Origin of the sequence: Actinomadura sp. NPDC047616 (assembly GCF_040642915.1) — a bacterium.
In the GTDB taxonomy this organism is placed as follows: Bacteria; Actinomycetota; Actinomycetes; order Streptosporangiales; family Streptosporangiaceae; genus Spirillospora; species Spirillospora miaoliensis.
Genome location: NZ_JBEYTB010000026.1, coordinates 14438 through 41149, shown reverse-complemented (window position 1 = coordinate 41149; position 26712 = coordinate 14438). Strand labels below are relative to the sequence as shown.

Sequence of the window (26712 nt, the reverse complement as noted above, 5' to 3'; positions counted from 1 at the left end):
CGAGGACCGTTTCCGGCGGTCGTGAGCGACCCTGAGTGGACTCGACGCGCCGGACATTGCTACGGTGGCGCCCATGTCCAGTCCCGAGGCGTCAAGACGCTAGCCACCGGTCGTCCGGTGGCTCGCCGGTATTCCGTCGCATAGCGCCGTGCGGCCCATGACGCCGCGGCCTGCGATCTCCGCCATCGGATCACCGTAAGGACTGTCTCCCACCCGCGCTCTCGTCGTTGCGGCGACCCGTGCGGGTTCTTCCGCGCGGCAGCCGCGCGATCCGGGCCGGACGTTTCGTCGATCCCACTCCGCCCCGGAATCGCGCGCGGCGCCGTGTCTCCTTTTCCGTGATGCGATGACGGAGTTCGTTGTGCCATTCGCAATTTATGTCCTGGGGCTCGCGGTCTTCGCCCAGGGCACGTCCGAATTCATGCTGTCCGGGCTGGTGGAGGACATCGCCCGGGACATGGGCGTCTCCATCGGGACGGCCGGGACGCTGACGTCGGCGTTCGCCCTGGGAATGATCGTCGGGGCGCCGCTGATGGCCGCGGCGAGCATGCGCTGGTCCAGACGGCGTGCGCTCCTGGTCTTCCTCCTGGTGTTCCTGGCCGTCCACGTCGTCGGCGCGGTCACCACCAGCTTCGCCGTGCTGCTGGCCGCGCGCGTCGTCGGGGCGCTGGCGAACGCCGGGTTCCTGGCGGTCGCGGTGGCGACCGCGGCGGGCATGGTCGCGCCGAACGCCAAGGGCCGCGCCACCGCCACCCTGCTCGCCGGCGTCACCCTCGCCTGCGTCGCGGGGGTGCCCGGCGGCGCCGTGCTCGGTCAGCTGTGGGGATGGCGCGCCGCGTTCTGGGCGGTGGTCGTGCTGTCGGTCCCGGCCGTCTACGCGATCGTCCGGTCGGTACCGGCCGGCGCCCCGGACGCGGCGGCCCCGAGCGCACGCAGCGAACTGCGCGCGCTGCAAAGCCCGCGGCTGCTGGTGATCCTGCTGCTGGGCGCCCTGGTCAACGGGGCCACGTTCTGCAGCTTCACCTACCTGGCGCCGCTGGTCACCAACGTCACCGGCTTCGCGCAGACGTGGGTGCCGCTCGTACTGGCGCTGTTCGGCCTGGGCTCGTTCGCCGGCGTCACCGCCGGCGGCCGGATGGCCGACACCCGTCCGCTGCGGCTGCTGGGATACGGCAGCGTCGCCCTGCTCGCCGGCTGGGTCGTGTTCGCGCTGTCGGCGGGCAGCCCGGCGGCGACGCTGCTGCTCGTGTTCGTCCAGGGGACGCTGTCCTTCGGCGTCGGATCGACGTTGATCTCGCAGGCCCTGTACGCGGCGACCGACGCCCCGACCCTGGCCGGCGGGTTCTCCACGGCGGCCCTGAACGTGGGCGCCATGGTCGGCCCCTCGCTGGGCGCCGTCGCGCTGGACGGGGGCCTGGGCTACCGCTCGCCGCTGTGGATCAGCGCACTCCTGGTGGCCGTCGCCCTGCTCACCGGCGCCGCGGCTCAGGCGCGGACGCGCCCGCGGACGAGGACGAGGGCGCCGAGCAGCAGTGCCGCGGCGGAGTAGGCGGCGAGCACGCCCAGCCCCGCCCACGGGCCGATCGGCTGCCGGTCGGGTGCGACGGTCGCCTGGACGCTGAGGCCCGCGCTCATCGGCGTCCACTTCTCCAGGCGTTCGTGCCACCGCGGGTCGGTGACGAACTCGGCGAAGGTGGGGGACAGGTACAGCAGCGCGAAGACGGTCGTGAGGGCCGCGGCGGTCTCCCGGACGGCCGCCGCGACGCCCAGCGCCAGCAGCGCGACCAGCGCGAGATACAGCACGGTGCCGCAGGACGCGCGCAGCGTCGGGCCGTCCGCCGGCGACAACGGCGGGTAGCCGTGCGCCGTGGTGAAACCGCCGCCGGGCAGCAGCACGCGGCCGACGACCAGGCACAGCAGCACGGTGACCAGCCCGGACGCCATCACCGTCGCCGTCACGACCACGGCCTTGGCGGCCAGGACGGCGGACCGCCGGGGCATGGCGGTCAGCGTCGGCAGGATCGTTCCGGTCCCGTACTCGGCGCTGACCGCCAGCACCGCGAGGACCACCGCGAGGACCTGCCCCAGGCGGACACCGGTGAGCGCCAGCTTGGGGGTGTCCTCGAAGCACCGCTCCGGCGTCGGGCAGCGGGCGGTGTCGGCCGCGCCGGTGGCGGCCGCGCTCACCACGACGGTGAGCGCGACCATGCCCACCAGCAGCAGGCCGGTGCTGCGCAGCGTGCGGAGCTTGGTCCACTCGGCGTGCAGGGCGTGCCTCACGCGTCCCGCCTCGCCAGGAACCGCGCCGCCAGGGCCAGGCAGACGACCGCGTACAGGGCCAGCACGGCCAGCCCCGCCCACGGTCCCATCGCCGTGTCGTAGCGGTGGAAGGTCTGCTGGGCCTCGAATCCGGCGGCGGGCGTGAGCCGCTGCGTCCAGCGCGCCGCCTCCAGCGGCAGGCCGGTCGCGACGATCCTCGGGACGAGCAGCGTCACCAGCGCCACCGCGACGGCGGCCGCGGTGTTCCGGAACAGGGTCGCCAGGGCCAGGCTGAACACCGCGACCAGCGCGACCAGCAACGCGGTGCCGAGGACCGCCCGCAGCACGACCGGATCGGCGAGCGACAGCTCGTCCCGGCGGCTCACCCGGACGAACGGCCTGGTGAGCAGCAGGGACAGCGCGGCGGCCACGGCCCCCACCAGGAACCCCGCGCCCCCCAGGACGAGCGCTCTGGCGGCGAGCACCCGACGCCTGTCCGGGGTGACGGTGAACGTCGTCAGCGCCATGCCGCGCCGGTACTCGGAGGTGACGAACAGCACCGCGACGCCGACGACGCCGATCAGCCCCACGAGGATCCCGGTGAGCGTCATCCTGGTGATGTCGTCGGCGTACGGGTCCGGGCCGACGTCCCCGACGCCGACCAGTGTGGCCTTGCCGTCCGCCCAGGTGAACGGGGCGTGCCGTGGCCCGCCGCCGCGCACCCGCCAGCCGTCGGGACCCGGGGTGACCCGGTCGAAGACCGCCTGGGCGTCGGGCATCTCCGAATGCACGCGTTCCTCGCCGAACCACCGGACCATGGACATCTGCGCGGGGGAGGCGACGAACAGGCCGAGGTGGGCGGTCCCGCCGAGCCGGTAGGTGCCGAGCGCCTTCCAGTTCGTCCCGTCGGCGGACGCGTAGCCGGTGACCCTCGTCCCGGTGCGGGCGAGTTTCAGCCAGGTCCCGGTGCCGGCCGCCATGTCGGCGAAGTCGGCCTGCATCCGCACCCCGTGGGCGGGGGTGAGCATCACCGCCGCGTACCTGGCCCCCGGATCCTCGCTCGCGCGGATCATCAGCCCGGCCTTCGCCCACGGCCCGGTGTTCTTCTGCGCGGCGACGCGCGCCACCAGGCTCCCGTCCCCGGTCAGCTCCCGGTAGGCGAAGGCGCCGCCGTCCTGGTGGCCGCGGGGCGGCTTGGGGGCGTTCACGGCGCCCGGCCCGCCGCCCGAGGCGGTCTTCGCGCCCGCCGTCGTCAGCAGCGCCACCAGCACGGTCAGGGCGACCGCCGCGCCGAGGGTGAGCAGCCAGCGCGGCACCGACCGCAGCTTGGTCCACTCCGAGCGGACCAGCCCGCCGAACTCGTTCACGCGTTCTCCCTGTAGTCGACGACGTCGCGGGTGAGCTCCATGTACGCCTCCTCCAGGGAGGCGCGGTGCCCGGCGAGGCCGGTGAACGGGACGCCTTCCCCGGTGAGGACCGCCACGATCCGTTCGGCGGGCAGCCCCGAGACCGTCACCTGGCCGGGCCCGCCGCTGGCGACCGTCGCCCCGGCCCGCGACAGCACGGTCATCGCGTCGCGGCGCCGGTCGGTCCGGACCACGACCCGGTCGTCGGACGCGGCGGCCAGCAGCGTCTCGACGGGGGTGTCGGCGACGAGCCGCCCCCGGCCGATGACGACGAGGTGGTCGGCGGTGTCCTCCAGCTCGCCCATCAGATGGCTGGACACCAGCACGGCCCGTCCCTCGGCGGCCAGGGAACGCAGCAGCTCCCGGATCCACCGCACGCCTTCGGGATCCAGCCCGTTCACCGGCTCGTCGAAGATCAGCATGGGCGGGTCGCCGAGCAGCGCCCCGGCGATGCCCAGCCGCTGCCGCATGCCGAGCGAGAAGCCGCCCACCGCCTTGCGCGCCACCGACGCCAGGCCGACCTGGTCGAGCACCTCGTCCACCCGGCGCGCGGGCAGGCCCGCCGCGTGCGCCATCCACAGCAGATGGTCGCGGGCCCTGCGCGCGGGATGGACGGCGGAGGCGTCCAGCATCGCGCCGAGGTGCCGCATCGGGCCGCGCAGGCTCCGGTACGGACGCCCGCCGACCAGCGCGGTCCCGGCGTCGGGCCGGTCCAGGCCGAGGATGAGCCGCAGCGTGGTGGTCTTCCCGGCGCCGTTGGGCCCGACGAAGCCGGTGACGCGGCCGGGAGCGACGCCGAACGTCAGGTCGTCGACGGCGACGGCGGAGCCGTAACTCTTGCGCAGGCCCCGTACTTCGATGGTCGTCTCCATGGCACCGGACGCTACGGCTCCCGGCCCCCGCGGGGCGTCCCGCGACGGAGCCGTGTCCGGCGTCCCCGTCCCAGGGGACGCGCCGGGCGGGGTCCCCCTGCGGAGGGACGTCCGGCGACCCGGTGGGAGGGATGTCCGGGCAGTGCGCCTGCCGACAGAATGTCCGGCATGAAGCATGCGCACCGCTGGGCGGCGGCCGGTCTCGCGGCGGCGGCCGTGGCCGAGGCGGTGATCCGGTCGGGTGGTTCGCTGCCGCTGGTGCTGCCGTTGGCCGCCGCGACGACGGCCCCGCCGGCCTTCGCCAGAGGGTGGCGCACCGCCCTGGCGGTGACCGTCGCGGCCGTGCTGCTCTCGGCGGCCTACCGGTCGCCGAGCCTGGCGGGCGTGCTCGCCGTCGGCGCCGCCTGGCTGCCGGTCGTGCGGCGGCGGCTGCGCGTGCGCCGCGAGGAGGCCGCCGCCCGCGCCGCCGACCAGCGCGCCTTCGAGGCGTCCCTGCTGGAGCTGACCGCGCGCGGCGAACGCGCCCGCATCGCCCGCGAGCTGCACGACGTGGTCGCCCACCACATCTCGATGATCTCAGTGCAGGCCGACACCGCGCGGCTGGCCGTGCCGGGCATGCCGCCCGACGGCGTCCGGCACCTGGTCGCCATCGGCGAGACGGCCCGCGCCGCGCTCACCGAGATGCGCCGGCTGCTCGGCGTGCTGCGCGAGGACGCCGAGCCGTCCCCGGCGAACCGGCGTCCGCAGCCCGGCCTGGGTGACCTGCTCGACCTGGTCGACGAGACCCGGGCGTCCGGCGGCGGCCCCGCCCGCCTGATCGTCAGCGGCCCGGTCGCGCCGCTGGACCCCGGCGTCGAGCTCACCGCGTACCGGATCGTCCAGGAGGCCCTGACCAACGCCCGCAGGCACGCGCCCGGCGCGGCCGTCGACGTCGAGGTCGCCTACGCCGCCGCCGAGCTGCGGCTGCGGATCCGCGACAACGGCCCCGGCTCGCCGGCCGCGGCCCGCGCCGCCGGACACGGCCTGCTCGGCATGCGCGAACGCGCCGCCACCGTCGGCGGGACGCTGCGCACCGGCCCCACGACGCCCACCGGCTTCCTGGTGGAGGCCACCCTGCCCACCGGGGCCGCCTCGTGATCCGGCTGGTCGTGGTGGACGACCTGGAGGTCGTGCGGGCGGGATTCGCGGCGCTCCTGGAGACCCAGCCCGACTTCACCGTGACCGGCACCGCCGCCGACGGCGCCGAGGCCCTGGAGGTGTGCCGCTCGGCCGGGCCGGACGTGGTGCTCATGGACGTCCGCATGCCCAGGATGGACGGCATCGAGGCGACCCGGCTGCTGACCGCCGTGCCCGATCCGCCGCGCGTCGTCATGCTCACCACGTTCGACCTGGACGAGCACGTCTACGACGCCCTCGCGGCGGGCGCGAGCGGCTTCCTGCTGAAGGACGCCTCCGCCGAGCGGCTCTTCGACGCCGTCCGCGTCGTCGCGGCGGGCGACGCCCTGATCGCCCCGGCCGTCACCCGCCGCCTGATCTCCGAGTTCGCCCGCAACCGCCCCCGGCCCGCCCCGCCCGCGATCGACGTCCTGACGCCCCGCGAGGTGGACGTCCTGCGCCTGGTCGCCGAGGGGCTGTCCAACGCCGACATCGCCGCCCGCCTCGTCCTCGGCGAGGAGACCGTCAAGACGCACGTCAGCCGGATCCTGCGCAAGCTCGGCCTGCGCGACCGCGCCCAGGCGGTCGTCACGGCCTACGAGTCGGGCCTCGTCGTCCCGCGCTCCCCGCACTGACCGGCCGCCGCCGGCCGATCACGCCCCACCGGAACGGCTCACCGCGTCCGGCTGCCCGGCCGCGGCAGCCACGCCGGTTCCCGCGCCACGGGCGTGCGGAAGCCCTGTCCAGGTTCGGCCGGTCGGCCGTGTCGGTCAGCACGCCCCTCCGTCGAACGCGTCGTCGTCTTCGGCCGCACGGCGTTACGTCCCGGCGGGGCGGGCGTCCATTTCATTGATTGAAAGACGAGGTGGCCGGTTCCGTTCGATCCGGTTAACACAATGTCCGGGAATCCGCACGCCTTTCGCGCGAAACCCGGCTTCGGCGGTGTCCAACTGCAGGAAATGCGCAGTTGGACGAAACGGCGGCGCACGCCGTTAGAGTAAGTTGGCCGAGCCGGACGACGGGTGTCATGACGGAGGTGTCCAATGGAGATTCGGTCGGTGGACCACGGTGAGTTATTCGCCGACGATATTGAAAGGGCGGTGAATCGCCCGCGCGACTCCCATGGCGGCGGTGGCGACACCGCCCGGCCCCTGTACGAAGCGGTGGGACGCCGGCAGGCGGCCGACCCGGCGGGCCGGGACTGAGCGGAGGGAGCAGGCGCCATGGTCGTTGTCATGTCTCCCGACGCCACCGAGGCGGACCTGGAGGAAGTGGTCGAGGTCGTCCGGGCGGCGGGCGCGCAGGCCTTCGTCAGCCGCGGGGTCTCCCGCACCATCGTCGGCGTGGTCGGCGACCCCGCCCAGCTCGGCATGCTGAGCCTGCGCAACCGCCGCGGAGTGGCGGACGTGGTCCGGATCTCGGCCGAGTACAAGCTCGTCAGCAGGGAGCACCACCCCGAGCGGTCGGTCATCGAGGTCGGCGGCGTGCCCATCGGTCCCGGCTTCCTGACCGTGATCGCGGGCCCCTGCGCGGTGGAGACGCCGGAGCAGACGCTGGCCGCCGCCCGCCTGGCCCGCGCCGCGGGCGCGACGCTGCTGCGCGGCGGCGCGTACAAGCCGCGCACCTCCCCGTACGCCTTCCAGGGCCTCGGCGAGGAGGGCCTGAAGATCCTGGCGGACGTGCGCGCGGAGACCGGCATGCCGGTCGTCACCGAGGTGGTCGACGCCCACGACGTCGAGCTGGTCGCCGGCTACGCCGACATGCTGCAGATCGGCACCCGGAACATGCAGAACTTCGCGCTGCTCCGGGCGGTGGGCGCGGCGTCCAGGCCGGTCCTGCTCAAGCGCGGCATGAACGCCACCATCAAGGAGTGGCTGATGGCCGCCGAGTACATCGCCCAGCGCGGCAACCTCGACATCGTGCTGTGCGAGCGCGGCATCCGCACCTTCGAGACGGCCACCCGCAACACCCTCGACGTCAGCGCGGTGCCGGTCGTCCACCGGCTGTCGCACCTGCCCGTCATCGTCGACCCGTCCCACTCGGGCGGGCGCCGCGACCTGGTCCTGCCGCTCGCCCGGGCGGCCGTCGCCGCCGGCGCCGAGGGGCTCATCATCGACGTCCATCCCGACCCCGCGATCGCCCTGTGCGACGGCGACCAGGCGTTGTCCGGCGACGACGTCGAGAAGGTCGCGGAACTGACGGCGAGCCTGGGCGCCCTGATGGGCCGCGTCCCCGCCACCGGCCTGGCGGCGATCCCGGACTGAACGCCGCCCCGCACCGGAAGCCGCCGTGGGCCTGGTGGGTCACCGCGACGTCCCGCCGCCACGGCACCCGTCCGTGACCGGTCAGGTGGCGGTGGTGCGGTAGGTGTCGCGGAGGATGTAGCGCTGGGTCTTGCCGCTGGGCGTCTTGGGCAGGCGGTCCAGGTAGTGGATCGCGCGGGGATAGGCGTGGGCGGCGTAGCGCTGTTTGACGAGCGACTGCAGCTCGCGCGTGAGCTCCTCGGACGGCCGGGCGTCCGCGCTCAGGACGACGCAGGCGTGCAGCACCTCGCCGCGGATGTCGTCGGGGACGCCGATGACGGCGACGTCCACGACGGACGGGTGGGCGATGAGGACGCTCTCGACCTCGAACGGCCCGATGCGGTAGCCGGCCATGATGATGACGTCGTCGTCGCGGGCGGTGAAGAAGAAGTCCCCGTCCTCGTCCTGGCGTCCGGTGTCGGCGGTCAGGTACCAGCGGCCGTCGGCGGTGAACCGTTCGGCGGTCTTGTCGGGGGCGTCGACGTAGCCGGTGAACCACATCAGCGGGCTGTTCACCGTGTCGACGGCGAGCTGCCCGTTCTGGATCCCCACCGTGAAGCCGGGCAGGGCGCGTCCCATGGAGCCCGGTTTGACCGGGGCGCGGACGGCGTCGTGCCAGCCGTTGACGATGACCATGCCGAGTTCGGTCTGCCCGTAGTGGTCGCGCACCTCCACCCCCAGGGCGTCGCGTGACCACTCGGGCACGTCCGGGGTGAGCGGTTCCCCCGCCGACGACGCCCGGCGCAGCGAGATGCCGCTCACCGCGGGGTCCTTGCTGAGGGCGCGGTACACGGTGGGCGCGGCGGCGAAGTTGGTGACGCCGAACTCGCGCAGCACGCGGGCGGTGAGCTCGGCGGAGAAGCCGGCGTGCAGGAGCAGGCTGCGGTGGCCGAGGGCCATGGGGCCGAGGATCGCGTAGTACAGGCCGTAGGCCCAGCCGGGGTCGGCGGCGTTCCAGAACACGTCGTCCTCGGCGACGTCCAGGCCGTACCGCATGTAGGAGACGAACGCCGCCAGCGCGTGCACGGGCACCGGGACGCCCTTGGGCCGGCCCGTCGTCCCGCTGGTGAACAGCCGCACCAGCGTCCCGTCCCCGCCGACGGCCACGGTCCCGGTGAACGGCTCGCTCGTGGCGACCAGGTCGTCGAACTCGGGGCCGCCCTCGATCACGGTCAGGCCGTCCAGGGCGTCGATCTTCGGGCGCTGGTCGGCGTCCACGACGATCACCCGGGCGCCGCTCGCGCGGACGCGGAACTCGATCGCCGGGGTGGCGAACGCGGTGAACAGCGGCAGGTGGACGGCGCCGAGCCGCCAGATGCCCAGCAGCGCGACGACCAGCCGGTCGCTCTTGCCCATGAGCACCGCGACGGCGTCGCCGCGGCCGACGCCGCGCGCGGCCAGGGCGGTGGCGAACCGGCGCGAGGCGTCGGCGAGCTCGCCGTAGGTCAGGTCGCGGGACGACAGGTCGGGCTCGATCACGGTGAAGGCGACCGCGTCACGCGGGTGCCGGTCGCACAACAGGTCGGCCGCGCACGCGTCCGGGCCGCCGAAACGGGCGAGCCAGGTGCCGACGTCTGACGTTGCGAGATCCATGGGATGCCGTCCCCGGGGGTTCAGGAAGGTGGTCTGCATCACGTACATTCCAGGCGATGCACAGATGACCGCCACCCTCCGAAGAGGGGGGTGGGTGCGGGGAGCTCACATGACTCAGGTGCCCTTGGAGCGGCAGATCGCCGCGACTCTCCGGCGGGTGCGGCGCGCCACCGGGGTCTCCCTGGCGTTCGCCGGCGAGGTGCTCGACTCCCGCCAGGTGCGGCTCTCCTTCTTCGACGGGCCGAACGTGGGCGCGATGCGCGGCGTCGAACTGCGGCCGGGGCACGGCCTCGGCGGCAAGGTCGCCGCCCTCTCCCGCACGATCGCCCTCAACGACTACCTGGCCACCCCGCTGATCACCCACCACTACGACCGGCTCATCAGCGCCGAGGGGCTGCGCGCGATGGTCGCGACGCCCGTCATCGTGGAACGTGCCACCGTCGCCGTCGTCTACGGGGCGTTCCGCGACACCCAGGTCATCGGCGACCGCATCCAGGACGCCGTCACCGCTGAGGCCCGCGCGCTGGAACAGCGCCTGGCCGTCGCCGCGGCCACGGAGAACACGCTCGCCGACCCGGCCGACGCGTGCGAGGCCCACCGCCTGCGCGAGCGGATCCGCGACACCTACAGCGACCTGCGGGCCCTGGCGGCCCGTACCGACGACCCCGAGACCAGGGCCGCCATCCTGCGCGCCGGGCGGCGCCTGCTGGACGACGACGCCGAGCCGCCGCCGGTCATGCTCACCCCGCGCGAGTGCGACATCGTCGCGCACGCCGCCCGCGGCCTGTCCAACCGGCGAATCGGTGAGGCGCTCGGCCTCACCACCGGCACCGTCAAGAGCTACATGAAGTCGGCGATGAACAAGCTCGGCGCGTCCACCCGCCACGAAGCGGTCATCTCCGCGCGCCGCACCGGCCAGATTCCCTGAGCGCCCGCCCCGCCGCCGGGGCGAGGCGCCGGGCGCGGCATGCCGCATAGCCGGTCGAACGCACCTCCCCGCGCCCGGAGATCGGGGCGTCAGAGGGCGGCGGCGAGGGCGGTCAGCGCCGGGCCGAGCGGAGCGTCCAGCGTGAGGAGGGCATGGGCGTCGCCCCGGGTCGGCCCCTGGTTGACGATCGCCACCGGGATTTCGTGCTGGTGGGCGCGGCGGACGAACCGCAGGCCGGACATGACCGCCAGCGACGAGCCGAGGACCAGCAGAAGCCCCGCCCGCTCGGTCAGGGCGTAGCACTCGCGGACGCGGGCCGGCGGCACGTTCTCGCCGAAGAACACCACGTCGGGCTTCAGCACACCGCCGCAGTCCGCGCAGTCCACCACGCGGAACGACCGGATCTGCTCGTCCGCCAGCACGGCGTCGCCGTCGGGGTTGATCGCGTCGACCCGGGCGTCCCAGCCGGGATTGGCCGCGAGCATGCGCTCGTCCAGCAGCCGCCGGGGTGTGCGGCGGCCGCATCCCAGGCACACCACCCGGTCGAGGCCGCCGTGCAGCTCGATCACGTCGCGTGCCCCGGCGGCCTGGTGCAGGCCGTCGACGTTCTGGGTGATGATCCCGGCGAGCAGCCCGCGGCGCTGCAGCTCGGCGACCGCGCGGTGGCCGGCGTTCGGCCGGGCGCCGGCGATGTGCCGCCAGCCCAGGAAGCTGCGCGCCCAGTACCGCCGGCGCGCCTCGGCGCTGCCGGTGAACAGCTGGTACGTCATCGGGGTGGCCCGCCGCCGTCGCCCGGTCTCCCCGCGATAATCCGGGATGCCGGACTCGGTGGACAGCCCCGCACCGCTCAGCACCACCACGTCGCCGTCCGCGACGAAGTCCGCCAGCTCCCCGAGGCGGGCGGAGACGTCCGGTGCGAGGGCGAGACCTTCCTCAACGGCCTGAGTCACCCCTCCATGGTGCACGACGAGGCGACGTGCCGGCGGGTGTGCTCACCAGCCCTGGCGTTCGCATTCCTCCCGCCACCAGTCCGCGGCCCGGGCGATGTCGAAGCCGGTGGTCCACAGGTCGGCCGGGTCGTCGGGCATCAGCCGTTCCCGGAACGTCCCCAGGCGGCCGTTGTCACGGCGGAACGCGTGACCGAAGTTCCAGTCCAGCCGTTCACCCTTCGTGGCTTCGAGCAGGTCGACGATCTCGTCGGGAAGGCCCGGGTCGTCCCCCGGCGGCAGGGGCCGACGCCGCAGATGGCCGTCCTCGTTCCCGTACAGGAGATCGACCGCCTTCGCCGTCGTGAGGCCGGTCCGCGCGGCCAGTTCCCGTGCCGACTCGGCGCGGACCGGGGGCGGCCCCTTCTCGGCCAGCAGGCGCTCCAGGCGCAGCAGCCTGTCCTGGGAGAGCCATCCCTGCGGCACGGGGCCGCCGACGAGGTCGCGTTCGGGAAGCCCGATCGGGACGAACCGTCCGTCCGGCGAGTACTCGACCGCCGCGAAGCCCCGGCGGTGCCACCCGCTGAACGACAGCAGCGAACCGTTCCGCGTGCGCCACACCTGGATCTTCGGCGTCGACGGCGGACCGGGGGACGGCTGCCCGAACCACAGCAGCCGGTAACGTCCGCTTCCGTCGCCCCAGCCGGAGTTGGCCCAGGCTCTCAGCCCGTCCAGGCTCCACTGGGCGTGAGGCCGCTGCCACGGCCACAGAACGGGTATGACGTGGCGCGCCATCCCACCGAAGTCCTCGATGAGGAAGTCGTCCCCCTGCGGATGCGCGACCTCGCGCAGCAACCGGGGCTCCGCCGCGTCCGGTTCCTCCACCGCCGCCAGCAGATGCCCTTCGAGCACCCGCAACGACACCAGCTGCCGCAGGCCGACCACCGGCAGTTCGGGATGGACGTCGAGCAGCGGGGCGAGCGGCGGGCGGGGCGCCGTCCCGGCCTTCATCCGGAGCCAGTGCTCGTTCAGCAGGCACTGTGCCGCGCTGTACGTCCGTTCCGCCACCGCGGTGGCCAGCGAAGGTTCGGTGATCTCGGGCACCAGGCGGGCGAGTTCTTCCCGTACGGGCCTCAGCACCCCGCGAGAGGCGGGCAGCGCGGCCAGCACCATGCGCTCGGCCGTGGCCCTGTCCAGCGTGCGCAGCGCGGCCGAACCGGCCGGGTCCACAGGGCTCCGCCTGCCCCACACGCCGGGCGGCGGCACCGCCGGATTCCGCGGGGAGTAGTTCAGCCGGGTGGTCTGCGAGCCGTCGGGCGCGGTGACGGTGATCTCGCCGCGGCGGAGCCGGACCCGGCTCGGCGCGGCGGCCCCCGGAAAGGTGACCTCGCCGGTTCCGGGCGCCTCGGGACGGGCCGTGCCGGCACCGGGCTCGTACGTCAGCGCGAGGTCCTCGCCGTCCCCTCCGACGTCGACCGTGCCCTCCGCCCGGAACGTCTGCCAGCGGCCGCCGGGCCGCACCCGCGACACGCGCATGACCTCGCCGTCGTACCAGGGGAACAGCTCGGCCGGGAAGCGGCCGAGACGCACGGTCCACGGGGATCCGCGGCCGTCGTCGACCTCCACCTCCCGGCGGGTCCGCACGGACAGGTACTCGCGGTGCTGGACGACGGACCGTGCGACCCGGCCGGACAGGGCGACGGGGATCCCGAACTCCTCCGGGACGCCGGCGCGCAGCTTCGCCAGCAGCGCGTCCACCGGATCACAGAACTCCAGTTCGCGCGCGAAGCCGGGATTGCGCTCCAGGAACGGCCGCCCCTTGTCGAACAGCCACGACAGCGCCCGGTCGAGGCGGTCCAGGCAGCCCGCCTCGACGTCGGCCTTCAGCAGGGTTCTCATCTCGGCGTCGGGCACGTCGTCCCACGGCGCCCGCCTGGCCGGGATCGTCGCCGGATCGGTGTCGGGGTCCGGCCCGCCGGCCGGCTCCGCGTCGTCGGGGAACAGCCGGGGTCCGGCCTGGTCGACGAGCGTCAGCAGCACGTCGACGGCGCAGCGGCGGCCGGTGGTGGCGAACCAGTCCGCCGGCAGCCGGGCACCCGCTCCCGCGTCGGCCAGCGTCGCCAGCCACATCTGCCTGATCTTCTCGGCGAGCTCGGAGCCGCCGTCCTCCTCGTGCCGCGCCCGGTCGGGTTCGGCCGCGATCAGAAGATCCAGCAGCTCGGCGTCGCGGCGCGCCACCGTCGCGAGCGCGGTGCCGGCGGCGGCCCAGATCGTCTGCGAGGCGCCGGGCAGCAGCCCGTCCCGCAGCAGCCGCGCCGCGAGGAACTCCTCCTCGTCCTGCCGGGTGATCCCCGCGGCGACGGCCAGCTTCCGCAGGTCGGGGAAGAGCCGGGCGTAGGGGACCAGCCCGGCGGCGAAGCCCGCGCAGATCACCTCGCGGAACCGTGCGTGCGCCTGGCCGGGCGGGAGATGCCCGGCGAGCGTCTTGGCGTAGTCGCGAAGGGCGGTCGCGGCCACCACGCCCGCGGGGACGAACTCCAGGAACAGCGCGTGCAGCCGTTCCACGTCCCGCAGGCTCTCGTCGTCCTTCTCGACCTTGCGGGCCTGGGTGAAGGACCAGGTGGCGAGCTCCGTCGCCGTGTCCGACGCGTCCGCGGCCGTGAACGCGCGGCACGCCTCCTCGAAGAAGCCGATCCGGTCCGCCGCGGGCAGCGGCCGGGCCAGTGTGGTCAGGGCCGACTTGAGCTTGCGCGGATGGCCGGATCCGGCGCTCGCGGCGAGAGCGGCCAGCTCCGGGGCGTGGGGGGAGGTGCTCACCGGAACGATCTTAGTGTTCGGACGAACGTGGGCCCTGAACATCGGACGTTGGATGTCCTATGTCAAGTACCATGGACCGCATGACGGAGAGGCCGGGTCGGCGCGTTCTCGCCCGGCGTACGGGAGAGCTGCTCCAGCAGGAGATCATGCAGTTGATCCTCGACCGGGGCCTGCGCCCGGGCGATCCGCTGCCGACCGAGAACGACCTGATGGACGACCTCGGCGTCAGCCGCAACTCGGTGCGCGAGGCACTGAAGGCGCTGCGGGCGCTCGACATCGTAGAGGTCAGGCACGGGCACGGGACGTACGTGGGCAAGCTGTCGCTCACGCCGCTGGCGGACGGGCTCACCTTCCGTACGCTGCAGGGCTCGGAGAACGACGTGCGGGCCCTCGGCGAGATCCTGGAGGTGCGGGAGGCGCTGGAGGCCGGCCTGATCCGGCGGGTGGCGGCCACCATCCCCGACGAGGACCTCGCCGCGCTCGACGCCGCCGTCCGGAAGATGGACGCCAAGGCGCGCGCGGGCGAGCCGTTCCCCGACGAGGACCGCGAGTTCCACGAGCTCCTCTACCGGTCGCTCGGCAACACCCTCGTCCCGCAGCTGCTCGGGGTCTTCTGGAACGTCTTCGACCGGGTCGCCCAGGTCCGCGGCTGGAACCACGACCCCTCGCCGATCGGGACCGTCCGCCGGCACCGGGCGATCGTGGCGGCGCTGCGGCGGCATGACGTGGAGGAGGCCGAGCAGGCTCTGGCCCGCCACTTCCGCACCATCGACAGCCGGGTGGAGAAGGCCGCGCGCCGCCGCTGAACGGCGGCCGGCGCGGCGGGCGCGCCGGTGTCAGAGGAGCCCGGCCTCGGTCAGGTGCTCGGCCACCCGCGCGGTCTCTTCGGCGTCGAGGGGGATCTGCGGAGGCGCGGTGGTGGGGTGGTCGATGACGCCCCGCAGGTGGAGGGCCGCCTTGAAGGCGCCCAGCGCGGAGGAGCCGCCGCCCATGCGCGACCTGGCGACCTTCACCAGGTCGTAGAGGCGGAAGAGACGTTCCTGCTCGTCGCGGGCCGTGGTCCAGTCGCCCTTGGAGGCGGCGTGGAAGAGCCGGGTGTAGCCGTGCGGGTCGATGTTGCCCAGGCCGGGCACGACGCCGTCCGCGCCCATCCACAGGGCGGTGTCGACGGTGAGCTCCGAGCCGGTGAGCACCGAGAACGACGCGATGCCGCGGTCGCGGCGGCCCAGCAGGACCTCGCGCAGCGCGGCCTCGTTGCCGCTGGAGTCCTTGATGCCGGCGAGCACGCCCTCGGCGGCCAGGTCCAGCACCAGGGCGGCGTCCAGCTTGGTGTGGACGGAGACCGGCAGGTCGTAGGCGTAGAGGGGGACGCCCGCGCGGGCGGCGATCGTCCGGAAGTGCACGGCGATCTCGGCGGGGGAGGTGAGCGTGTAGAAGGGGGCGGTGGCGACGAGGGCGTCGGCGCCCGCGGCCACGGCCGCGCGGACGTGGTCCAGGACGCGGGGCGTGGTCATGTCGATGACACCGGCGAGGACCGGGACCCGCCCGGCGACGTGGCCGACGACGGTGTCGAGCACGGTGCGGCGGTGCCCGTCGGTGAGGAAGGCGGTCTCCGAGGAACTGCCCAGGACGAACAGGCCGTCGACGCCGCCGTCCAGCAGGTGGTCCACCAGGCGCGTGAGGGAGGCGGTGTCGACCTCGTGTGCGGGGGTGAGAGGCGTGCACACCGGGGGGATGACGCCGGACGCCGCGGTGGCGATGGTCATGAACGCTCCTGTGCTTGGCTGATCAGTTCGAGGTCGGTCGCGCCCTTGGGCACCGGGTGATGGCAGCGGAACAGGTGGCCTTCGTCGCGTTCCGGGGCGGGCATCTCGGCGGCGCAGGCGTCGTCGGCCCTCCAGCAGCGGGTGCGGAACGGGCAGCCGGACGGCGGCCGGGTCGCCGACGGCACCGGGCCCTCCAGCGGAATCGGGTCGATGGGCGACAGCAGGCCGGGCGCGGCGGAGAACAGCGCCCGGGTGTAGGGGTGGCGGGCGCGGGCGGGCACCGCGTCGGCCGTGGTCTCCTCCACGATCCGCCCGAGGTACATGGTGACGACCCGGTCGCTCATCCGGCGCACCGTCTGGATGTCGTGGGAGACGAACACCATGGCCAGCTCCAGCCGGCTCTGCAGGTCCAGCAGCAGGTTGAGGATCTGCGCGCGGACCGAGACGTCGAGCGCGCTGGTGGGCTCGTCGGCCACCAGGAGGCGGGGGCCGAGCGCGAGGGCGCGGGCGATCGCCACGCGCTGGCGCTGGCCGCCGGAGATCTGGCTCGGCAGCAGGTCGGCGACGCTCGCGGGCAGGCCGACCAGGGAGAGCAGTTCGCGGACGCGGTCGTCGCGTTCGCGCGGGGTGCCCCTGCCGTGCACGTCGAGCGGGTCGCGCAGCACCTTGCGGACGGGCAGGCGGCGGTTGAGCGCGGTGGCCGGGTCCTGGAAGACCATGCCGATGCTCGACCCGATCGCGGCCCGGCGTTCCCGGGCGGGCATGGACCAGATGTCGCGTCCGGTGAAGCGGACCGTGCCCGCGGTGGGTTTCTCCAGGCCGACGAGGACTCGGGCCAGGGTGGACTTGCCGCACCCGGACTCGCCCACGACGCCGACGGTCTCGCCCGGCTCGACGGTGAGGTCCGCCCCGGTGAGGGCGTGGACGCGGTCGCGGGAGAACACGCCGCCCGAGCGCGCCTTGTAGACCACGTGGACGTCGGCCAGCTCGGCGAGGGGCCGGGCCTCGGGCCGCCGGGGGAGCTCTTCTCGGGTGTTCATCGCGGCTCCTCGGGGGCGGCGGGCGCGGCCACGGGGACCTGGACGGGCTCGGCGGGGTGGTGGCAGGCCACCGCGTGGTTCGGGGCGCGCTCGTGGAGGACGGGCTCGTCGGTCCAGCACACGTCCGTGGCCATCGCGCAGCGGTCGGCGAAGCGGCAGCCGTCCGGGAAGCCTGCGGGGGCGGGCACCACGCCGCGGATCTGGGCGAGGCGTTCGGCGCCGGTCTCCAGCGACAGCACCGAGCCCAGCAGGCCGCGGGCGTAGTGGTGGGCGGGCGCGCCGACCACGGCGGGCGTGACACCGGTCTCGACGATCCGCCCGCCGTACATCACCATGACCCGGTCGGTCACGTCCGCCACCAGCGCCAGGTCGTGCGAGACCAGGACGAGGGCGAAGCCGAGTTCCGCGCGCAGCCTCAGCAGCAGCTCGATGACCTGGGCCTGGACGGTCACGTCGAGCGCGGTGGTCGGCTCGTCCGCGATGATCAGCTTGGGGTCGCGGGACAGCGCCATCGCGATCAGCACCCGCTGCCGCTGCCCGCCCGACAGCTCGTGCGGGTAGGAGCGCAGGGTCCGCGCCGGGTCGAGGCCCACCAGCTCCAGCAGCTCCGCCGGGGTGCGCCGGCCGCCGCGCCGGACGAGCTGCTTGAGCTGCGACTTCACGGTCATCGCCGGGTTCAGCGAGGACAGCGCGTCCTGGTAGATCATCGCCATGTCGTGGCCGAGCAGCCTGCGCCGCGACGACCAGGGCAGGGCGAGCAGGTCGCGTCCGGCGAAGACGATCTCGCCCTCGACGCGCGCCCGGCGCGGCTGCAGGCCCATGATCGTGAGGGCGGTGAGCGACTTGCCGCTGCCGGACTCGCCGACCAGGCCGAGCACCTCGCCGGGACGGACGTCGAAGGAGACCCCGTCGACGATGCTCACGCCGTCGTGGCGGCCCTGGATCGAGACGGTCAGGTTCCGCACGCTCAGGACAGGGTCGCCCTGGGGCAGCGGCCGGGCGCGTTCGGCGAGACGGCGCGCGGCCTCCTCCAGACCGGCCAGCGGCACGTCCTGGCCCGGGCCGGGGACGGGTGCGGGACGGCGGGCCGCCTCCGGCCTCGCGGTAGGGGCGTCTCGGCGTTCGGCGGGGGCGGCCCAGGCGTCGGAGATGCCCTCGGCGAGGACGTTCAGCGCCAGCACCGTGACCAGGATGAGCAGGCCGGGGAACAGGGTGGCCCACCAGCCGCCCACCAGGACCATGTTCCGGCCGTCGGCGATGACGTTCCCCCAGGACGGGTCCGGGGGCCGCACGCCCGCCCCGATGAACGACAGCGACGCCTCGAACACGATCGCGTCGGCGACCATCACCGTGCAGAACACCAGGATCGGCGCGGCGCAGTTCACCGCCACGTGCTTGATCAGGATGTGCGGGGCGCGGGCGCCGATGACGCGTTCGGCGGCGACGTAGTCCTCGCCGTACTGGGCCAGCACGTTCGCGCGCACCACCCGCGCCACCGACGGCATGTTCAGGAACGCGATCGTCGCCACCAGCACCGGGACGCTGCCGCCGAACACGGCCACCAGGACGGCGGCGAGGGCGATGCCGGGGAAGGCCATGATGACGTCGAGCGTCCGCATGGCCGTCTCGTCCGCCCATCTGCGGGACGTCGCGGCGACGGCGCCGACCGCGGCGCCGGCCAGCAGCGCCAGCGCCGTCGCGCCCAGCCCGATGATCAGCGACCAGCGGGCCCCGTACAGCAGCCGGGTGAGGATGTCGCGGTTGGCGCTGTCCAGGCCCATCCAGTGCGCGGCGCTGGGGCCGCCGCCCCCGGCCTCCTGGGTGTAGGGGGAATGCGGGGTCAGCAGCGGGGCGAGGACGGCGGCCACGGCGATCGCCACGACGATGCCGAGGGCGATCCAGGAGGCCGTGTTCAGCCGCCGGAACGCGACGTCCCCCCTGGAAAGCCGCTCGGCGAGTCCGCGGCGCATCATGAGGCGCTCCTGAGACGGGGGTTGACCAGCAGGTAGAGGATGTCGATGACGAGGTTCAGCACGACGAAGCCGGTCGCGATGGTCAGCACCACGCCCTGCACCACGGCCGGGTCGCCGTTGCGCACCCCGTTGATCATGAGTTGCCCCATGCCGGGCAGCGCGAAGATCGTCTCGATGACGACCGCGCCGCCGAGCAGGTAGCCGACCCGCAGGCCCAGCACGGTCAGCGGGGTGATCAGCGCGTTGCGCAGCACGTTGCGGCCGACCACGACGATCGGCGGCAGGCCGCTGCCGATGGCGGTGCGCACGTAGTCCCGGTCGAGTTCCTCGACCATCGAGGTGCGGATGACACGGGTCAGGTAGGCGGCCACGGGCAGCGACAGCGCGAACGCCGGGAGGGTCAGCGAACGCAGCCAGCCGCCGAGGCCGTCCACCGGATTGATGTAGCCGCCGGTCGGGAACCAGCCGAGGTCGACCGCCAGGTACTGGATCATCAGCAGCGCCAGCCAGAACGCGGGCGCGGCCACCCCGAACAGCGACACCAGGCGGATCGCCTGGTCGGGCCAGCGGTCCCGGAACAGCGCCGCGGTGACGCCGAGCACCAGCGACAGCACCACCGCGATGAGCACGCCGTACAGGGTGAGCTGGAGCGTCAGCGGCAGCGCGGTCAGCACCGAGTCGCGCACCGGCGCCTTGGTGAGCACGCTGGTGCCCATGTCGCCCTGGACGAGGTCGCCCACGAACCGCACGTAACGCAGTGGCAGCGGATCGAGGAGGCCGTTCTCCTCCTGGAACGCGCGGATCTGCTCCTGCGTGGGGTTGGCCCCCTGGAAGTAGGCGTACTCCGGCTTGCTGTCGGAGAACCGCATCACGATGAACACCAGCAGGCTGACGCCCAGCAGCAGCGGTATCAGGATCAGCGTGCGCTGCACGAGCATTCGGACGAGGATCGCCACCGCGCACCCCCTTGGACCTCGGAGACAGCAGGGATCGTGGACGGGGCCGTCAGAGGCGGCGCGCCTGGAGGAGGTTGACGCCCGGGTACGCCTGGGCCCGCACCCCGGTGAGCTTCTTGGGGTCCCACGCGGTCATCAGCTCGGTGTGCACCACCGGGTAGAGGACGGCCTGCTCGGCGATGATGTCGATGTAGGCGCGGACGAGTTCGCGCTTCCTGGCCGGGTCGGGCTCGCGGGTGGCCTCGTCCATCTTGGCGAACAGGTCCTTGGCCTCGGCGGTGCCGTCCCACTTGGTGTACTTCATCCAGGTGCCGCCGGAGGTGTAGTTGTAGCGCAGGATCAGGTCGGCGTCGAGGCCGAACTGGTTGGGGTTCGAGGCGGCGGCCACCACCTGGTAGGACTGCGACTGGTCCATCTTGGTGAACAGCGCGCTGGTGTCCTGCGGCTCCAGCGTGGTCTTGACGCCGATCGCCGACCAGGAGTTGGTGATCGTGGGCAGGCACTCGACGATCCAGCTCAGGTTGACCGCCATCAGGTTGATGGTCAGGTTCGTCACCCCGGCCTCGGCGAGCAGCGCCCTGGCCTTGGCCGGGTCGTGCGAGTAGACGGTCCTGGCCCTGGCGTACGACGGGTTCTGCTCGTTGAGGAAGCTGGTCGCCGGCGTGCCGTGGCCCTTCAACCCCACGTTGATCATCGTCTTGGTGTCGATGGCGTACAGCAGCGCCTGGCGGACCCGGACGTCGTCGAACGGCTTCTGCCGGGTGTTGAACATCAGGAACATGTGGTTCATGCCCTTGCCGCCCTCGACCGTCAGCCCGGCCCCGCGCAGCTGCTCGATGTTGGCGAACGGCACGTTGTCGGCGATCTGCGCCTCGGCGGCGCCGCCGGAGACCTTGGCGACCCGGGCCGACGCCTCCACGATCGACAGCCAGTTCATCCGCTTGACCAGCGGCTTGCGCGGCCCGTTGTAGTCGGCGAACGCCTCGAAGGAGGTGTTGGACTTGGGGTTGTGCGCGGTCATCCGGTACGGGCCCGAACCGACCGCCTTGCCCTTGGCCGCCGCGTCCCAGCCGCCCGGCACGCCGAACACGTGCTTCGGCATGATCTTGGCGATGGTCAGCCGGGGCAGCGCGTCCGGGAACGGGAACTTCAGCACCAGCTCGACGGCGTTGGCGCCCGCCCTGCGCACCTCCTTGAGCCAGGTGGCGAAGAAGGAGTACGTCAGCCGCTTGGCCTTCTCGTCCAGGATGGCCTCGAAGGTGAACAGCACGTCGTCGACGGTGACGGGCCTGCCGTCGTGCCACTTGGCGCCGGGCCGCAGCTCGAACCGCCAGGTGGTCGCGGAGGGGTCGGCGGGCAGCGCGGTGGCCAGCGCCGGGTAGGGCGCGCGGGTGATCGGGTCGGTGTCGACCAGGCCCTCGTAGATGTGGTTGTTGCCCGCCATCGCGAACGCCGACGCCGTCATGGTCGGGTCCCAGGTCTGGTCGTTGCCGTAGCCGATCACGGCGGTGATCAGGTCCTTGTCCTTGCCGGCGCCGCTCGACCCGGTCGAGGCCGGGCCGCTGCACGCCGACAGCGTGGCGGTGACGGCCGCGGCGGCGCCGAGCGTTCCGGTGTAGCGCAGAAAGTCCCGGCGGCCGATGGCGGGCCGGGGAACCGACGAGCTCACGATGCCTCCTGGTGGGGGGTGGGCAGGCGGATGCGGAGTCTCACCTTTGGGACAAGGGACATCGGACGTCCTACGTCTTGGGACTGTGAGGCTAGAGTCGGGTTCTCTCCCCGGTCAAGGGCCCGGCGGCCTGATCCGATCACGATCTGGCTCTTGTCGACGGGACGTAGGACGTCCAACATTGGATGTCCCGGCCGCTCCTCGACCACCCCCGGAGGGCACCACATGACGTCCGCGACCACGAGGGCGATGCTCGCCTTGTCGCTCCTGGGCTCGCTCGCCGCCGCCCCGGCGCCGCCCGCCGCCGCCTCGGCGGCCCGCCCGTTCATCGACGAGCAGGTCCTCTTCAGGCAGGGGGACTTCGGTTACGCCTGCTTCCGCATCCCGGCGGTCGTCCGCGCCGCGGACGGCACCGTCCTCGCCTTCGCCGAGGGACGGGTCAAGGACTGCGGTGACGACGAGGACATCGACCTGGTGCTGCGCCGCTCGTCCGACGGCGGACGCACCTGGGGCCCGCTCCAGGTGATCTCCGAGGGCAACGGCTCCACCCACGGCAACCCGGTGCCGATCGTCGACCGGCGGCGCGCCGGACGCGTCGTCCTGGTGAGCACCCGCAACGGCCCCGAGCCCTGCCCCAACGGCTGCGACCGCGACCCGTACGTGCAGGTCAGCGACGACAACGGCGCCACCTGGTCGGCGCCCCGCGAGATGACCGAGGGCAAGCGGCCCGAGTGGAACTTCTGGTACGCGACGGGTCCGATGCACGGCATCCAGCTCACCCGCGGCCCGCACGCCGGACGGCTCGTCGTCGGCGCCAACCACGAGAGTTACGACCGCGCCGGCGGGCCGCACGTCTACGGCACCCACCTGCTCTACAGCGACGACGGCGGCCTGACCTGGCACATCGGCGCCCAGAGCGCCTTCGACGACGGCACGATCATCGCCCAGGAGGTCACCGTCGTCGAACGGACCGACGGGAAGGTCTACGCGCTCGCCCGCGAACGCGGCACCGACCCCGGGCACCGCGCCTACGCGGTGAGCAGCGACGGCGGCGAGACGTTCGACCGCCCCTTCCGGACCCTGGACCTGCCCATGCCGGACGTGCAGGCGTCCACGCTGCGCCTGCACGCGCGCGACGAGGGGGACGCGACAAACCGCATCCTGGTGTCGTCCCCCGCGCACCCCGTGGCGCGGGAGGCCATGGCGGTGCGTTCCTCCTACGACGAGGGCCGCACCTGGCAACCCTGGACCAAGGGCAAGGTCTTCTGGTGGGGCCCGTCGGCCTACTCCGACATGGTGAAACTCGGCGAGGACGAGGTCGGCCTCTACTACGAGGCGGGCACGTCCACGCCCTACGAGACCATCCGCTGGGCCCGCTTCAACGAGGCCTACCTGGCCACCCCCAACGGCACCCCGCCCGGTATCCCCGGGCCGCCCGCGCCGGGACCGAAGACCCCGGACTCCTCGCCCCACCGCAACGACGCCTACGTCAGGGGCGGAGCGGCCACGGCACCCGGCCGCTTCGGCAAGGGCCTGGCCCTGGACGGCGTGGACGACCGCGTGGAGGTGCCGTTCGACCGGTCGATCGACGTCGGCGGCGGCGACTTCACCATGACGACCTGGTTCCGCTACACCGACACCACCGGGTCGCACGCCCTCCTGTGGGCCTACCGGACGGGCAGCGGCACCACCCCGCAACTGTGGCTGCGCGCCGAACCCGGCGCCGGCCGCATCCGCGCGCTGGTCATGGTCGACCGGTTCAACATCACCGTCCAGTCGGCGAGCGCCTACAACGACGGCCAGTGGCACCACGCGGCCCTGCGCCGGGCCGGCGGACGGCTCGGCCTGTGGATCGACGGCGCCGAGGTCGCCTCGGCCGCGGTCCCGCCGGGCTCGGTCACCGAGGGCAAGGAGTTCGGCGTGGACGGCATCCACGTCGGCCAGCGTCTCGACGGCGTCGACCGGTTCCGTGGCACCCTCGACGACGTGCGCGTCTACCGGCGCGCGCTGTCCCCGGCGGAACTCGACCGGGTCCGGTCGGGCGACCGGCCGTCCGCGTCCCGGCTCGGCCTCTGGCTCTCCATGGAGGACATCGCATGACGATCATGTTCGGCGGCGACTACAACCCGGAGCAGTGGCCGCCCTCCGTCTGGGCCGAGGACATGAAGCTGATGGTCGAGGCCGGGGTCTCGCTCGTCTCGGTGGGCATCTTCTCCTGGGCGAGCGTCGAGCCGCGGCCCGGCGAGTACGACTTCGGCTGGTTCGACCAGGTCATGGACAACCTGGCCGACCACGGCATCGGCGCCTGCCTGGCCACGATGACCGCGTCCCCGCCGCCCTGGCTCTCGCGGCTGCATCCCGAGATGCTGCCCGTCCGCGCCGACGGCACCAAGCTGTGGCCGGGTGCGCGCCAGCACTACTGCCCGTCCAGCCCCGTCTACCGCGAGCACGCCCGCCGCCTCGCCGAGCAGGTGGCGGGCCGTTACGCCGCCCATCCCGCGCTGCGGCTCTGGCACATCGGCAACGAGTACGGCTGCCACGTCCGCCAGTGCTACTGCGAGGTGTCGGCGGCCGACTTCCGGCGCTGGCTGCGGGAGCGCTACGGCGACATCGACGCGCTCAACCGGGCCTGGTCCACGGCGTTCTGGTCGCAGCGCTACGACGACTGGGAGGAGATCAACCCGCCCCGCACCACGCCCACGTTCGTCAACCCGGCGCACCGGCTGGACTTCGAGCGGTTCAGCGACGACGCGATCCTGGCCTGCTACCTGCTCGAACGCGACGCCGTCCGGCGGCACTCGCCGGAGGTGCCGGTCACCACCAACTTCACCGGCCTGGTGCACAAGCCGATCGACTCCTTCCGATGGGCCGCCGAACAGGACGTGGCCAGCCTCGACAGCTACCCCGACCCCTACGACCCCCGCGCGCACGTCGACGCCGCGTTCGCCTACGACCTGATCCGCTCCGCACGCTCGGGCCGGCCGTGGATGCTGATGGAGAACGCGCCGAGCGCGGTCAACTGGCGTCCGCGCAACGCGCCGAAACCACCCGGCACCATGCGCCTGTGGTGCTGGCAGGCCGTCGCGCAGGGCGCCGACGCCGTGATGTTCTTCCAGTGGCGTCAGGCCGCCGGGGGCGCGGAGAAGTTCCACTCCGCGATGGTCCCGCACGGCGGCCCCGACACCCGGACGCACCGGGAGATCCGCGCCCTGGGCGCCGAACTGGCGGCCGTCCCCGAGCTCGCGGGCACCCGCGTGCGCGCCGACGTGGCGATCCTGCACGACTGGGACAGCTGGCGCGCCGTCGAGGGAGACGCCCACCCCGCCCCCATCGACCTCCTGGACGCCCACCGCGCCCACTACGCGCCCCTCTTCGACTCCCACGTGACCTGCGACGTCGTCCCGCCGACCGCCGACCTGTCGGCGTACCGGCTGGTGGTCGTCCCGAACCTGTACCTGATGCCCGGCGACGTCGGCGCCCGCCTCACCCGCTACGTCGAGGACGGCGGGCACCTGCTCGTGTCGTTCTTCTCCGGCATCGTCGACGAGTCCGAACGCGTCCACCCGGGCGCCTATCCGGCACCCCTGCGCGACGTGCTCGGCCTGCGCGTCGAAGAGTTCTGGCCCCTCGACGAGCCGACGCACATCGACCTGGGCGGCGAACGCCACGAAGCCGCCATCTGGTCCGAATGGATCGACCTGGAGGGCGCCCAGCCCATCGCCACCTTCACCGAGGGCCCGCTCGGCGGCCGCCCGGCCGTCACCCGCCACGCATACGGCGACGGCATCGCCTGGTACCTGGCCACCCGCCCCGGCCCGACGGCCATGCGCCGGCTCCTGGACCGCGCCCGTGCGGACGCCGAGGTCGACCCCGTCCTTCCCGGCCTGCCCTCGGGCGTCCAAGCCGTCGTACGTCGCGGCCCGGAGCACCGTTACCTCTTCCTCCTCAACCACGGCACCGAGCGCGCCTCCGTCCCTCTCCCGGAACCCGCCACCGACCTCCTAGGAGACCCCTCCCGCCCCGTCCACACCGTCGATTTGGCCCCGCGCGCAGTAGCGGTCCTGCGTCACCCCCGAGACTGATCGACGGTTCCGTCCCACTGCCAGCTCTTCAGGACCTCGATGACGCTGGCGTAGCTGTCGGAGCCGTGTCCCGCGGCCTTGGCTCGTTCCATGAAGTCCTTCAGCAGTTCGGGCAGCGCGTTGTCGACGCCGCGGGCCGCCGCGGCGTGGATGAGGTGGTCGATGGCCGCGATCTGCACGTCGACGGTGGCGTCGTCGCCCGGGTAGCGGCCGGCGTCCACCTGCGGCGCGTACGTGGTCAGGAACCGGTTCACGGTGCCCAGCCAGCGGATCGCGATCGGGGTGAACGCGGTGGCCGCGGTCCTCTCCGCGCCGACCAGCGCGGTGCCGTGCAGCCAGCCGGTCATGGTGGACCACATCAGGCCGAGCAGCGCGGCGTCGTAGAGGGACGCCAGGCCGGGGTCCTCGCCCAGGTACAGGGGGTCGCCCAGCGCCGCCAAGGTCGGACGGCAGGTCTCGAAGACGGCCGGCGCGCCGCTGTAGAGGATCATCACCTCGGGGCTGCCGACGCCGGGCGGGGTGGTCATGATCGCGCCGTCGAGGTAGCCGGCGTCCTGGGCGCGGAACCACGCGACGGCCTCGTGCGCCTGCTCCGGCGCGCCCGAGGTGAGGTTGACCAGGGTCCGTCCCGCGAGGGCGCCGGCGGCCGGTTCCAGGACGCCGCGCAGCGCCGCGTAGTCCAGGACGCAGGCGATGGTGAGCGGGCTGGCCGCGATCGCCTCCTCGACCGTCGCGGCCAGGCGCGCGCCCTTGGCGACCAGCGGTTCGGCCTTGGCCGCCGAGCGGTTCCACACGGTGGTCGGGTGGCCCCGGTCCAGCAGCGCGGCGGCCAGCGCCGAGCCCATCGAGCCGAGCCCGAGCACGGTCACGGCCGGGGAATCGGAAGTCATGGCACTCCTCCTGTACGTCCGCGCGATGGCGGTCGATTCGCGTACAGGGGCAACGCTCGCAGCGCGCGGCGGACGGC

Annotated in this window: 20 protein-coding genes; 8 read left to right on the top strand and 12 right to left on the bottom strand. The window is 73.4% G+C overall.

Annotated features, from left to right (window positions below; translation table 11 throughout):
* Nucleotides 1–346 precede the first annotated feature (346 nt).
* Nucleotides 347–1549, top strand: coding sequence for a Cmx/CmrA family chloramphenicol efflux MFS transporter (locus ABZ801_RS39290; protein ID WP_360708450.1), 1203 nt, complete (start codon nucleotides 347–349; stop codon nucleotides 1547–1549).
* On the opposite strand, the gene ABZ801_RS39285 is transcribed toward ABZ801_RS39290, so the two are convergent.
* The 3 genes from ABZ801_RS39285 to ABZ801_RS39275 are packed head-to-tail and all read right to left on the bottom strand — an operon-like array spanning nucleotide 1486 to nucleotide 4537.
* Nucleotides 1486–2280 carry an ABC transporter permease gene (locus tag ABZ801_RS39285; protein ID WP_360708447.1) on the bottom strand — a complete coding sequence of 265 codons (795 nt, stop codon included), beginning with the start codon at nucleotides 2278–2280 and terminating at the stop codon, nucleotides 1486–1488. The two genes, ABZ801_RS39290 and ABZ801_RS39285, sit on opposite strands and share 64 nt — an antisense overlap.
* Complete coding sequence (locus tag ABZ801_RS39280; RefSeq protein WP_360708446.1) at nucleotides 2277–3626, bottom strand: hypothetical protein; 1350 nt, start codon at nucleotides 3624–3626, stop codon at nucleotides 2277–2279. Before ABZ801_RS39280 ends, ABZ801_RS39285 begins: the two co-directional genes overlap by 4 nt.
* Nucleotides 3623–4537 (bottom strand): ATP-binding cassette domain-containing protein, encoded by a 915-nt coding sequence (locus ABZ801_RS39275; RefSeq protein ID WP_360708443.1) that lies wholly within the window; start codon nucleotides 4535–4537, stop codon nucleotides 3623–3625. Before ABZ801_RS39275 ends, ABZ801_RS39280 begins: the two co-directional genes overlap by 4 nt.
* A 168-nt stretch (nucleotides 4538–4705) precedes the next feature.
* On the opposite strand from ABZ801_RS39275, the gene ABZ801_RS39270 reads away from it, so the two are divergent.
* From ABZ801_RS39270 to aroF, 3 genes are all read left to right on the top strand, one after another.
* Entirely contained in the window at nucleotides 4706–5674 is a 969-nt protein-coding gene (locus tag ABZ801_RS39270) for a sensor histidine kinase (RefSeq protein ID WP_360708440.1), read from the top strand.
* Nucleotides 5671–6327: a response regulator transcription factor gene (locus ABZ801_RS39265; protein ID WP_360708437.1), complete on the top strand. Its 657-nt coding sequence runs from the start codon at nucleotides 5671–5673 to the stop codon at nucleotides 6325–6327. The genes ABZ801_RS39270 and ABZ801_RS39265 overlap by 4 nt, the downstream gene beginning before the upstream one ends.
* Nucleotides 6328–6915: 588 nt before the next feature.
* Nucleotides 6916–7956 carry a 3-deoxy-7-phosphoheptulonate synthase gene (aroF, locus tag ABZ801_RS39260; RefSeq protein WP_360708434.1) on the top strand — a complete coding sequence of 347 codons (1041 nt, stop codon included), beginning with the start codon at nucleotides 6916–6918 and terminating at the stop codon, nucleotides 7954–7956.
* An 81-nt stretch (nucleotides 7957–8037) separates the two neighbouring features.
* On the opposite strand, the gene ABZ801_RS39255 is transcribed toward aroF, so the two are convergent.
* Nucleotides 8038–9588 (bottom strand): AMP-binding protein, encoded by a 1551-nt coding sequence (locus tag ABZ801_RS39255; protein WP_344948944.1) that lies wholly within the window; start codon nucleotides 9586–9588, stop codon nucleotides 8038–8040.
* Between the two features lie 109 nt (nucleotides 9589–9697).
* On the opposite strand from ABZ801_RS39255, the gene ABZ801_RS39250 reads away from it, so the two are divergent.
* A complete protein-coding gene (locus ABZ801_RS39250) occupies nucleotides 9698–10516 on the top strand; it encodes a LuxR C-terminal-related transcriptional regulator (protein ID WP_360708432.1) in 819 nt (272 codons plus the stop codon).
* A gap of 89 nt (nucleotides 10517–10605) precedes the next feature.
* On the opposite strand, the gene ABZ801_RS39245 is transcribed toward ABZ801_RS39250, so the two are convergent.
* Together ABZ801_RS39245 and ABZ801_RS39240 are read right to left on the bottom strand one after the other, a co-directional pair.
* Nucleotides 10606–11466, bottom strand: a complete 861-nt coding sequence (locus ABZ801_RS39245; protein WP_360708429.1) for an NAD-dependent protein deacetylase — start codon at nucleotides 11464–11466, stop codon at nucleotides 10606–10608.
* Between the two features lie 42 nt (nucleotides 11467–11508).
* Nucleotides 11509–14259, bottom strand: coding sequence for a hypothetical protein (locus ABZ801_RS39240; protein WP_360708426.1), 2751 nt, complete (start codon nucleotides 14257–14259; stop codon nucleotides 11509–11511).
* A gap of 80 nt (nucleotides 14260–14339) precedes the next feature.
* Between ABZ801_RS39240 and ABZ801_RS39235 the strand changes: the two genes are divergently transcribed.
* Nucleotides 14340–15065: a FadR/GntR family transcriptional regulator gene (locus tag ABZ801_RS39235; RefSeq protein ID WP_344948952.1), complete on the top strand. Its 726-nt coding sequence runs from the start codon at nucleotides 14340–14342 to the stop codon at nucleotides 15063–15065.
* A 30-nt stretch (nucleotides 15066–15095) separates the two neighbouring features.
* Here ABZ801_RS39235 and ABZ801_RS39230 read toward each other — a convergent pair whose 3' ends face one another.
* From ABZ801_RS39230 to ABZ801_RS39210, 5 genes are read right to left on the bottom strand one after another with little or no spacing between them, the layout of a single operon-like run.
* A complete protein-coding gene (locus ABZ801_RS39230) occupies nucleotides 15096–16025 on the bottom strand; it encodes a dihydrodipicolinate synthase family protein (RefSeq protein WP_360708423.1) in 930 nt (309 codons plus the stop codon).
* The gene (locus ABZ801_RS39225) at nucleotides 16022–17065 is read right to left on the bottom strand and encodes an ABC transporter ATP-binding protein (protein WP_360708420.1); all 1044 of its coding nucleotides are present in this window, start codon (nucleotides 17063–17065) and stop codon (nucleotides 16022–16024) included. Before ABZ801_RS39225 ends, ABZ801_RS39230 begins: the two co-directional genes overlap by 4 nt.
* Entirely contained in the window at nucleotides 17062–19038 is a 1977-nt protein-coding gene (locus tag ABZ801_RS39220; RefSeq protein WP_360708417.1) for a dipeptide/oligopeptide/nickel ABC transporter permease/ATP-binding protein, read from the bottom strand. The genes ABZ801_RS39225 and ABZ801_RS39220 overlap by 4 nt, the downstream gene beginning before the upstream one ends.
* A complete protein-coding gene (locus tag ABZ801_RS39215) occupies nucleotides 19035–19994 on the bottom strand; it encodes an ABC transporter permease (protein WP_344948961.1) in 960 nt (319 codons plus the stop codon). Before ABZ801_RS39215 ends, ABZ801_RS39220 begins: the two co-directional genes overlap by 4 nt.
* A gap of 49 nt (nucleotides 19995–20043) precedes the next feature.
* A complete protein-coding gene (locus tag ABZ801_RS39210; protein ID WP_360708414.1) occupies nucleotides 20044–21663 on the bottom strand; it encodes an ABC transporter substrate-binding protein in 1620 nt (539 codons plus the stop codon).
* A gap of 225 nt (nucleotides 21664–21888) precedes the next feature.
* Between ABZ801_RS39210 and ABZ801_RS39205 the strand changes: the two genes are divergently transcribed.
* Both ABZ801_RS39205 and ABZ801_RS39200 read left to right on the top strand, forming a co-directional pair.
* Nucleotides 21889–23763 carry a sialidase family protein gene (locus tag ABZ801_RS39205; RefSeq protein WP_360708411.1) on the top strand — a complete coding sequence of 625 codons (1875 nt, stop codon included), beginning with the start codon at nucleotides 21889–21891 and terminating at the stop codon, nucleotides 23761–23763.
* Nucleotides 23760–25745, top strand: a complete 1986-nt coding sequence (locus tag ABZ801_RS39200) for a beta-galactosidase (RefSeq protein WP_360708408.1) — start codon at nucleotides 23760–23762, stop codon at nucleotides 25743–25745. Before ABZ801_RS39205 ends, ABZ801_RS39200 begins: the two co-directional genes overlap by 4 nt.
* On the opposite strand, the gene ABZ801_RS39195 is transcribed toward ABZ801_RS39200, so the two are convergent.
* Entirely contained in the window at nucleotides 25730–26635 is a 906-nt protein-coding gene (locus ABZ801_RS39195) for an NAD(P)-binding domain-containing protein (protein WP_360708405.1), read from the bottom strand. The two genes, ABZ801_RS39200 and ABZ801_RS39195, sit on opposite strands and share 16 nt — an antisense overlap.
* Between the last annotated feature and the right edge of the window lie 77 nt (nucleotides 26636–26712).